Raw genomic sequence first — 9739 nt, forward strand, 5'->3', positions numbered from 1 at the left:
TTGACGTGCGGGAAGGGCAAAGTATTGGTCGAGGCAAAAAAACGCCTCATTTATCAATTCTGTGGAACTTTAGCTCCGTTTGTGCAAAAACACCCAGTTGGCGGCCGACCATCGACAAGATATCGCGGCGCGCTGCCTGCGTGGAGAACGATCCGTCCCGGTTCCGGTTGCACAAGCTCATCAGTTCACGTTCTGTATTAATTTTTGTCATTTCGGTAAGTGTTATTTAAAACTCATATGAAACCTTGGTCCCACATGGGCTTTACTACTTTTTACAACAATCGCCTGAGCGAATTTTTACTAGAAAATTCAAAAATTTAACAATTCCGCGGTGGCGGACATCCCTAACTATCAAATTTAAGCTGTCAACTAGCTGTCAAGCAGTTGTCAACTTACTTGACAGTTTTCTGTCAAGTCCCTTGTCCTGCGGTGTCGCCTGCTGTCAACGAGTTGTCTCCCTTGCTCTCAGTCTTGCTGTAAACCTGCTGTCCATATTTCTGAACAACCTCAGCAATATTTAACAATTTTGACGCCTCAATTAACATTGCCGACGCGGTCAAACTCAATTCAGGACGCAACTTAATCAATGAATGTGTTGCTTTTCTCACTGATTTAACGGCCTCCATCGCCTCTTCAGATACTGGCAATTTAATATCGTTTGACGGTTCCAGTTCGACAAATTCTGCACCGTTGTATTGGTACATCTTTCCTTTTTGATACTGTTTTTCATCATTTTTCATGTTTTTCTTTTAAGTTTTAACCCACATTTCGCACATGCGCGGCGTTGGTTGCCTTTGTCCCGTTTAATCGCTGTATTCCGCTCTAAAACACCCTGACGTGGGACCTTTTTTTAAGTAAAAAAAGATAAAAAAACAACTCTTATACTATAACTGACCTGGCTTTAAACCGGTTAGCCCGTTCGACGCTCGATTGTTGTCGTGACCGAGCTTTCACCAATGTTGCTTTCAGCTTTTTCACTTCGATTTTGAGACCTTCAACCTCGGAAGTCGCACAAGCAAGTTGCTTCCTCGTCTCGGCAAGATCAGCGAATGCTTTTTTTCGCGCCTGATCTAATTTTTCGGCCCGGTCTTCCAAAGCTGCAATCTTCAACTCACTGTCGCCACCAAAAATTTTCATGTGTTCACCATTTATCACCACTAGATACTAATACCTATTAATACTATAAGCCTTTGATTTATAAAGACTTTTTGCATTTTCAGATGGAATTGTATATCATCAATTTCGCGCCGTCACTAATCAATTCAAAATATTTGTGAGGCACAGTTCGAAGCGTCACTACCTCATGTTCAATGAGTAGAGACGCTTCGCAAAATTCAACAACAGGACAAAAAGGCATTTCGTGGCAACTGCACTCGACCAAATCAAAACCGCCGCTGTAGCGGCCACGCTCGGCAGCCTGAGCGCCGCCTGCGTCGCATGCTTCGCCCTGGCGATCCTCGCAAAACAAAACGGAACGCAGCTTGTAGCTGCCCTGGGATATGTTTGGACATATCCCATATCAGTCTGGCCAAGCGCTCTGCAGCTATGGACCCTCGCGACACCAGCCGTGATTGGTCTGACAATCAGCGCCCTGTTTTATTCTGCGTTGCGCGGTCTGCGCTGGACTTTCGGCCAAAGAAAACTCGCCAGCGCCGAAGCCTTCGATAAGATGCTTTCAAAATCAACAATAAATGGCACGAGAATATTTGCCGGGACTTTTGGCAACAAACGCTTCTTTACATCAATCGAAGATCGCGCTCTAGTGATCGGTCCACCAGGCACCGGCAAAACCACATTTCTTTTTAATCAACTATTGCGTTCCACAAAAATCGGACTGTCCTTTGTTGCCGTCGATTTAAAACCGGAACTTCATAAAATTATGGCGCCATCTTTGGAAAAGGCCGGGTACCGCGTTTTGCGAATTAATCCAGCCAAAGCTGACTCTGGCGCCGACCACTGGAACCCTCTTTCGGACATCACCGACGAAACGGAATTGACGGAGCTGTGCGCATCCCTTCTGCCAATCAGAGACGCAAAAGAAGCGCCGTTCATTGAGGCTCAGAGAGACTGGTTAAAGGCTGCGGTGTTCCATATCACCAGCACGCCAGGTGGAAGCTTGCCGACGGCGTTTAATCTAATGTCAGAGCACTCTGACCCGATGAAGCTGCTCGACGTGCTAGGTCGCTCAACAAACCATACTGCAGCGCGCCTGGCTCGCCGCATCGCTGCAGGCCTGGCCGGAGGCAAACCGGATCCACTCATATTACAAGGGCTCACCGGCGCACTACGAGGTCTTGACTATTTGAGTTTGCCAGGTGTGCAAGATGCACTCGGGCACAGCGATTTTTCGGCGCGCGAACTCGGAAAAGGAAGTCAGCCGACAGCACTTTTTTTACAATTCGAGGAAGCAAAAATTAATGCTTTAGGACCCCTACTCGCATTTTTAGCAACGTCAGTCCTCACTACACTAATAGACACGGCCGGAGATCGCGAGCCGGTGGCGTTGTTCCTGGACGAGCTCGGCAACATGCCTCCCATTCCAAACCTTCCTGAAAAATTGAACACTATTAGGAGCAGAGAGATTCCGACCTGGATGTATTTTCAAACCGCCGAGCAAATGGACCGACGTTATGGACAAAATGCAGATTCGTTGTTTTTTGCGGCCGCAGATTTTCAGATGGTTTTTCGATTGAATGAAGCGACTACACAAAAATTAATTTCTACTCTGATCGGAAAAACAGAACGAGAAAAATTTTCACATAGCAAAAACGGCGAGCAAGGTAGCACGACAAGCAGCCACGAAAAAGTCGATGTAATCGAACCCTGGCAACTCGGAGAGCTCACACCGGGTGAGGTCGTTGTCTTATACAAAGGCGCGAAAGCTAAGGGCAGGGCAACGCCGCATTACAAAGATTTTCCAGAATTCAAACGTAAATGAATATAAATTAATATTTTTAATCGCATGATTGAGTCAGTGATTTTTCAAAAACTTCATTTGTTTAAAAAAGCACGTGAACGCGAATAAGAAAGAATATGGCGCCGTTTAGAAAAAGAGATTACGTTCATCCGGGCGACACAAGCGGAACGCGACCGAAAACAATTAAAAGAAAAATTGAAACAAATTGCGATGAGAACATGGAAGTGAAATGAGACCTGCGCCAAATCAAAAAAAACCTAGTTGGGCAACTCGGTTTTTTGGCGGAAATTAGTGCCATGTGTTCGCATAGTTACAACTAGTTACCAAATATGTTTTGGGATTGCAATTGTAAAAGTGATAATAGCGGATTATTGTTTTTTTAAATATGACTTTCATTTAAAGCATTTGCAATAAAAATACTAACCCCGTCAAATCCTCCCTGAAGATCCCGCATGCGTAACCAGTTAGAAACCGCCCTCAATTCGATTTTCAGCGCCCGTCAAACCAACCGTCTTCTACGCCTCTCCTTCCCTAAAAACGATGCCCCGAAAGCCTTAATGGTGGCAAATCGTCTTGATGCCGTCGAAGCTGTCTCGCGTGATTTTAAATTCACGGTTGAGGTTATCTCAAATGATGCTCATATCGCGCTCAAGGATGTCCAAAATAAATTAGTCAGTATTGCCTTAACGCGTGAAGACGGTAGCTTGCGTTACTTTTCTGGTTATGTGTTTGAGTTTCGTCTGGTTAAAGCCGATGGCGGCCAAGTCTATTACGACATGGTGTTAATGCCTTGGTTGGCACACCTGCGCATGCGTCGCGATAACTTTTTGTTCCATGATAAAACCCTACTAGACCAAACCGAAGACATCTTCGGTGATTACCCAGTACGCGATAGCGAACTGCGTATCACCCATGACGTTGCATTTACCGATGCCGTGCAGTTTGACGAATCCGACTACAACTACCTGCACCGTCGTTGGGAACAGCAAGGCTGGCACTACTGGTATGAACACCGCGCTGATGGGCATACCCTCATCCTCTCGGACGATTCGACTCAAGCAGCCCCAATAGACGGCTACAAGGCAGAAATCCCCTTCCAGCGTGCCGCCGGTTCGCAAGAAGACGATGCGATAGGTGACTGGACACCCGTAAGGCACATTGTCCCAAGCAGTGTGACACTCTCCAGCTTTGATTTTAAAAGTCCACGTCCAATTAACGTTAATATTCGCACCAATAACTATCAAGGTGATGTGCTCGATCTGGAAGTCTATGAGTACAGCGGTGCTTACGGTTTTAAAGACAGAAACGATGGCGATGCGCAATCGCGCCTGCGCATGGAAGAAATCGAAGCCAGCGGCAAACATTTTGAAGGCAGTGGCAATGACCGCACCGCCCAGCCAGGACGTTGGTTTCGTCTCACCAAGCACTTCGATACCGAAGTCTTCGGCAGTAATAAGAATGCAGACACCTTCCTGATCCTCGAAGTACGTCACAGCGCTAGCAATAATTACCAGATGGACAGTTCTATCCCTGCCCACTACAGCAATCATCTAAGCTGCATTCGTAAAATCATCCCCTACCGTCCGGCACGCGGCTACAACAGCATAGAACCCAAAATCTATGGCATCCAAACAGCTCTAGTCACTGGTTCTGCTGGAGAAGAAATTCACACGGATGAATATGGTCGGGTACGTGTCCAGTTTCACTGGGACAGGGAAGGCAGTTACAACGAAAAAAGTTCGGCATGGGTGCGGGTAGCTACAGCATGGTCTGGTTCCAATTTTGGCATGACCTCTATCCCCAGAGTCGGCACCGAAGTCATCGTCCAATTCTTGGATGGCAATCCAGACCGCCCATTAATTACCGGCATGGTACCCAACGCCGCCAACAAACCAGCATGGGATTTACCCGCCAATAAAACCCAAAGCGGCATCCTATCCAGATCAACACCAAACGGCAGCTACAGCAACGCCAATGCGCTACGCTTTGAAGACAAGATGGGGCAAGAACAACTCTGGCTGCATGCAGAAAAAGATCAGCTCACTGAAGTTGAACATGATGAAGATAAATGGGTAGGTAATGACAGGCGCAAGACCATCGACAGGGATGAGACCAATCATATCAAGCGGGATCGTACCGAAACCGTTGATCGTGACGAAACAATTACTGTCCACAACAACCGCACCGAGCGTGTGGATCACAACGAACAGATAAGCATTGGCGACAACCGCACGGAAGACGTCGGCAAGAACGAAACGATTAGCATAGGCGGCAATCGCACTAAATCAGTCGCTAAACACGAAAAAGACAGTATCGGTAAAAACTGGTCGATTAACGTCGGCAAGATGAAGACTGAAACCATCGGCATGGCATATATGCAAAACGTCGGCTTGGGCAGGATGGAAAACGTCGGTATGGGATACAGCCTGAATGTTGGCTTGATCATGTCTACTGTGGTGGGAATGAATCAGATTAGTAAGGTTGGTACCAACAAAACCGTCGACGTGGGTGAGGAATACACCATCAAGGTCGGCAAGAAGTTCACCATTGAAGTCGGCGGCACCATCCTCGTGATGAATGCCGATGGATCTATTGCCATCACAGGTAAAACTATCAATATCACAGCGCAAGGGGCGAATACCATCATCAACGGTGAAAAGGTGTTGATGAATCCGGCAGGGGTTGGGGCTGCGGTACAACCCTCTGGCGGTGATGCAGCTAAAGATACCAAAGAATGAATCCCGCATTCACATTTACTACCGTTCTATTCTCAGGCTAGGTATGAGTTTCATCAATATGACGGATTATCCGGCGCTTCGCTTTGCGCACCGAGATACGCTTGGTGAGCAAAGAAACGTCGTAGTGTTAGCGATCACTTTCGACATTGGAATCGATGGTGAACTAACGCCGGCACCGGATCAACAACCAATCAATTTCGCTGAATTGGATTTTGAACAAGCCGAGCCAACGCCATTACGCAGAGAAAGTGATCTTGCACCATTCAAGACCAAAGTAGATCTGGTGATTAACGCCCATGCGTTTGCGCCAAATGACGTACCTGTCCGGCGTTTTCAAGTTGGTGTGTGCATCCATGATGCCAACTCTGACGGGAGCATCGGTCAAATGATCAAGTCTTCGTTCTTAATGATGACAGGGCCACGGCTATGGCGTTATCGGCTGCTACCTAGTCGCATAGTAAGACAGCTCATCAGTTGGGCTACGCTGGGTTTATGGCAGCCGTCCTTATGGCGTTTAACCAAGCCAGCAAAATTCTTCGGTGCTCCGATACGTTACGACTATGCTTATGGTGGCAACCTGCGCTTAGATGATGCCCAACGCACACCCGCAAAAGTGCCACTGAATTTTGCGCATTCCGGCAATCCGCTTGGGCGCGGTTATTTGCCAACGACATCCGCAATCAGGCAGCACACAAAACGAGGTCGATTATTTGCCAGTCGTTGGGCTAAGCGCTGGGCGTGCAAGCATCGCACATTTACCGCACCGCAAATTGAGGTGCATAAAAAGTCACTGCCCTCAGCACCGCACAAGCCTTATCCCTTGGCAGGCTGGGGCACAGTGCCCAAACACTGGACACCGCGTATTGATTTGGCTGGCACCTTTGATGAGAAATGGGAACAACAGCGCAACCCGCTCTTGCCAGAAGACTTTAATCCCTTGTATTGGAATGGTGCTCACCCTGATCTGCAACTGGATCAACTCGCGGCAGATGCCTACATCAATTTATACCGAGTTATCCCCAGCTCACGACGTAGCGACCAAACATTATCAATGCGCTTACCTGGCTATGCCTTTACGCTTGAATACCAAGACCTCTATCTGGCCGAACCAGTGCTAGAAGAAATGCGGCTAGACACCGTGCATATTGATGTCACCCTGAACCAACTCACGCTACTCTATCGCGCCAATCTTCCTGAGTTGGATCAACCCGCTTACATACAACTTAGCCAAAAGGACGCAGCATGACAACACCGGAAGGCGCACGACAAAGCGCGAAGTTTGTCGCCGTATGCCTAGACCCAGACTATTGCTGGACGCCATCGGGTAGCGGAAAACGTGTAGTTCCCTACATCATCGCCTGTGATTTATCGCAAAGCGAAAGCTGCTCGCCGGATGTCTTTTTTACCGATGAACCGGTGTTTCTCTACAAAAGTTCTTACGCACCACAAGTAAAAGGTAATGAACCGGCATGTCCTGACGGCGGCAAACTCTCTCAAACTCGCAACGGAATCGTCTGGGTAGAAGAACATGAGGCAACCGTTTTAGTAAACGATATACCAGTAGTGCGCGATGGGGATATGTGCTGGATGAACGGCAAACAATAAAGAAGAGGTAAATAAAATGCCTGATGATAAAAAACCTATTGTATTTACCGATGGTACGGGAATCCAAAATTCCTCCCCAGCATCGCCTGAAGATCTTGCCAAATGGCAGAAACAGCGGACTAGTGAGATTGCAAACCTTAACAGCACAATTAAAATTAATGGAACACTGCAACAATTTAACACTCGGGGCATGATTCATCATGTACCTGGGAAAATGACGGCTGAAGAGCAGAAAAAACGCTACGATGACGCCAAAGCAGCCATTGCAGCCGCACGAAAACACATTCCTAAATTAAGGGATTATGAAGAGTATCTTGAATACTTAAAGACCAATCCATCGAAGTTAAATAAAGTGCTGGCGGAATTAGAAACATCCAATCCTGAAGCGTGGATAAAGCTACAGAAAATCCCTCAGTTTCAATCATTAGGCAAGGGAATGAGTTTAGCTGGTGGCGCTGGCAATACCGCTATCGGCGCAGTGGTTGGTGCACTTGGAAGTTTACTTCAGGGTAAAGCGCCGACGGGCATTCCTACAGCATGGGCAGAGAATACGATAAAAGACATGATGAAGCGCGATGGTTTTGGTACTTATTCCAAAGCCTTGGGAAGTGGCAGTTCTACCTTGCCTGCGCCAAAAGAAGAATACTTTTCTAATTCGCTATATGGTGAGCACCGTAAAGTAGAAGTGCCGAGATTAGAAAAAGAATATGGTAAAGCGGCGGCTGCATCTAAGCTAGCGATCAGGGGTATTACTTCTGCGGTGGGCGTGGCTGTTACCCGCGTTGCTACTCCTTTACTTGACACCGGTATAGCTTTGCTTGATACCGAGAAGCATGGGGCTATTACTGATGCGTCAATTGAATTTAAGTTGCAAGACGCATGGGGAAGTGGCCGCTTAACTGATGATCAATACATAACAGCACACAATTTAATGTCTCAAAGAAAATACAAAGAAATGCAAGATTACTTAAATACGATAGCGGGACACAAATGATGAACTCAATAATGAAAGTGCTACTTCTTTCGTTAATTCTGTGGACACAAATAAGTGACGCGAATGCACATCAAAAAAATGATATCAAAGTATTGAATACCTATATCAAAAATGATCAAGTAAATGAATTACGCACAGCACTTAAATCTGTCAGAAAGATGGCTGTTGATCCCTCGGTTCAGTCTGCCCTAATGATCACAGCAATAGATGCTCGCAACTTGGAAGCTTTGCGTACTTTACTTGATTGGGGAGTAGACGTTAATCTTTCATTATCCTTCACAATCGAAGGAAAGAAGACTGATTTTACTCCGCTCGATTATGCGATTGGAAATAGAAACAATCAAACCATAGTCGAATTGCTTATCAAGAATGGTGCCGATGTGAATAGGCATTATAACGGCGTGCTACTAGCACTTAATTTTGCACTTGCTTCCCACCAGTTTGCGATTGCCAATCTGCTGTTAGATAAAGGAGCAAATTCTGATGTTAATACAAGTGGGTTAAGACCCATTATGGAGCTGGTGTTATCTACTGAAGAATCAGACAGTGCAGAGATGTTGGGGTTACTAGATAAATTAATCTCCAACGGAGCTAACATTAATACACGTGCATTACGAGGTACTACTGCATTAGGGATTGCTGTTATTCGTGAAAAAGTTTATGCCGTCAACGCATTATTGGAGCGTGGTGCCGACCCGAATACCGTAAATGAAAAAGGCGAAACAATGCTTGAATTAGCAACGAAGAGAAAAAATACTGCCATTGCGTCTTTGTTGACTAAATACGGTGCCAGGTGAAATGGTCAACGAAATCAGTGCCCTAGTCATTGTTGATTATTGAATGCAGTCAAATAAAATAATCATGCGACTTTTGATATGCCTAATGTTGATCATCTCATTCAATGCCTACGCTGGACAAAAAACAAGTCTGTTTTGTCGCCAACATAGCCTCCCCCAGATGGCTGCCAACTTGACTGAGCAGCCAATAGCCAAAAAATATTTGGCGCGAAATACCCACATTTATTTTCTCTTCGCTAGCAGACTTGCACAATCACACATGGAATAATCATGGCAATAACAGCTGCTCGAGTTCTTTGAGGAATTCGTTGTGTCTTTTTTTTGCTTCTTTGATTTTTCTCTCCAAATCGATCAACTCTGCATTCACATCGCTCAGGACAATTTCTTTCTCCGGAGTACCGGTGCTGATATAACGCGAGATATTGAGGTTATATCCTTCCTCTGCGATTCGCTCCATCGAGACTTGCTTGGAATAGCGCTCCTCTTCTTTCCTGAATTGGTAGGTGTCGATGATCTTGGCGATGTGTTCATCCATGAGGCGGTTCTGGCGTTTGCCTTTCTCAAAATTTTCCGGACCGCTGGCGTTGATAAAGGGGTGTTTTTGCACAAACGGAGCTAAAGTTCCACAGAATTGATAAATGAGGCGTTTTTTTGCCTCGACCAATACTTTGCCCTTCCCGCACGTCAA

General features: G+C 46.2%; 10 protein-coding genes. 6 read left to right on the top strand and 4 right to left on the bottom strand.

The features are described 5' to 3' along the window. Window positions 1-46: 46 nt before the first annotated feature. From AAKU61_RS21060 to AAKU61_RS21070, 3 genes are all read right to left on the bottom strand, one after another. The gene (locus AAKU61_RS21060; protein ID WP_354335446.1) at window positions 47-211 is read right to left on the bottom strand and encodes a hypothetical protein; all 165 of its coding nucleotides are present in this window, start codon (window positions 209-211) and stop codon (window positions 47-49) included. 199 nt (window positions 212-410) lie between these two features. Continuing rightward, window positions 411-740, bottom strand: coding sequence for a hypothetical protein (locus AAKU61_RS21065; RefSeq protein ID WP_354335448.1), 330 nt, complete (start codon window positions 738-740; stop codon window positions 411-413). 139 nt (window positions 741-879) lie between these two features. Beyond that, the gene (locus tag AAKU61_RS21070; protein WP_354335449.1) at window positions 880-1137 is read right to left on the bottom strand and encodes a hypothetical protein; all 258 of its coding nucleotides are present in this window, start codon (window positions 1135-1137) and stop codon (window positions 880-882) included. A gap of 223 nt (window positions 1138-1360) precedes the next feature. Here AAKU61_RS21070 and AAKU61_RS21075 point away from each other — a divergent pair, with 223 nt between their 5' ends. The 6 genes from AAKU61_RS21075 (at window position 1361) to AAKU61_RS21100 (ending at window position 9051) form a co-directional block, all read left to right on the top strand. Further along, on the top strand, window positions 1361-2938 hold the full coding sequence (locus AAKU61_RS21075) for a type IV secretory system conjugative DNA transfer family protein (protein WP_354335451.1): 1578 nt from the start codon (window positions 1361-1363) through the stop codon (window positions 2936-2938). A gap of 431 nt (window positions 2939-3369) precedes the next feature. After that, window positions 3370-5655 (top strand): type VI secretion system Vgr family protein, encoded by a 2286-nt coding sequence (locus AAKU61_RS21080; RefSeq protein ID WP_354335453.1) that lies wholly within the window; start codon window positions 3370-3372, stop codon window positions 5653-5655. A gap of 43 nt (window positions 5656-5698) precedes the next feature. After that, the gene (locus AAKU61_RS21085; protein ID WP_354335454.1) at window positions 5699-6901 is read left to right on the top strand and encodes a DUF2169 family type VI secretion system accessory protein; all 1203 of its coding nucleotides are present in this window, start codon (window positions 5699-5701) and stop codon (window positions 6899-6901) included. After that, on the top strand, window positions 6898-7260 hold the full coding sequence (locus tag AAKU61_RS21090; RefSeq protein WP_354335456.1) for a PAAR-like domain-containing protein: 363 nt from the start codon (window positions 6898-6900) through the stop codon (window positions 7258-7260). Before AAKU61_RS21085 ends, AAKU61_RS21090 begins: the two co-directional genes overlap by 4 nt. A gap of 16 nt (window positions 7261-7276) precedes the next feature. After that, window positions 7277-8254 (top strand): hypothetical protein, encoded by a 978-nt coding sequence (locus AAKU61_RS21095; protein ID WP_354335458.1) that lies wholly within the window; start codon window positions 7277-7279, stop codon window positions 8252-8254. Further along, entirely contained in the window at window positions 8254-9051 is a 798-nt protein-coding gene (locus AAKU61_RS21100) for an ankyrin repeat domain-containing protein (protein WP_354335460.1), read from the top strand. Before AAKU61_RS21095 ends, AAKU61_RS21100 begins: the two co-directional genes overlap by 1 nt. Before the next feature lie 268 nt (window positions 9052-9319). Here AAKU61_RS21100 and AAKU61_RS21105 read toward each other — a convergent pair. Further along, the coding region (locus AAKU61_RS21105; protein ID WP_354335462.1) for an N-6 DNA methylase at window positions 9320-9739 on the bottom strand (420 nt) is incomplete at its 5' end.

Origin of the sequence: Undibacterium sp. GrIS 1.2, from assembly GCF_040544435.1 — a bacterium.
In the GTDB taxonomy this organism is placed as follows: domain Bacteria; phylum Pseudomonadota; class Gammaproteobacteria; order Burkholderiales; family Burkholderiaceae_D; genus Undibacterium.

Coding starts and splice junctions, on each gene's coding strand:
- AAKU61_RS21095 (WP_354335458.1), top strand. CDS start 7,277: ATGCCTGATGATAAAAAACCTATTGTATTTACCGATGGTACGGGAATC.
- AAKU61_RS21080 (WP_354335453.1), top strand. CDS start 3,370: ATGCGTAACCAGTTAGAAACCGCCCTCAATTCGATTTTCAGCGCCCGT.
- AAKU61_RS21100 (WP_354335460.1), top strand. CDS start 8,254: ATGAACTCAATAATGAAAGTGCTACTTCTTTCGTTAATTCTGTGGACA.
- AAKU61_RS21090 (WP_354335456.1), top strand. CDS start 6,898: ATGACAACACCGGAAGGCGCACGACAAAGCGCGAAGTTTGTCGCCGTA.
- AAKU61_RS21070 (WP_354335449.1), bottom strand. CDS start 1,137: ATGAAAATTTTTGGTGGCGACAGTGAGTTGAAGATTGCAGCTTTGGAA.
- AAKU61_RS21085 (WP_354335454.1), top strand. CDS start 5,699: ATGAGTTTCATCAATATGACGGATTATCCGGCGCTTCGCTTTGCGCAC.
- AAKU61_RS21065 (WP_354335448.1), bottom strand. CDS start 740: ATGAAAAATGATGAAAAACAGTATCAAAAAGGAAAGATGTACCAATAC.
- AAKU61_RS21060 (WP_354335446.1), bottom strand. CDS start 211: ATGACAAAAATTAATACAGAACGTGAACTGATGAGCTTGTGCAACCGG.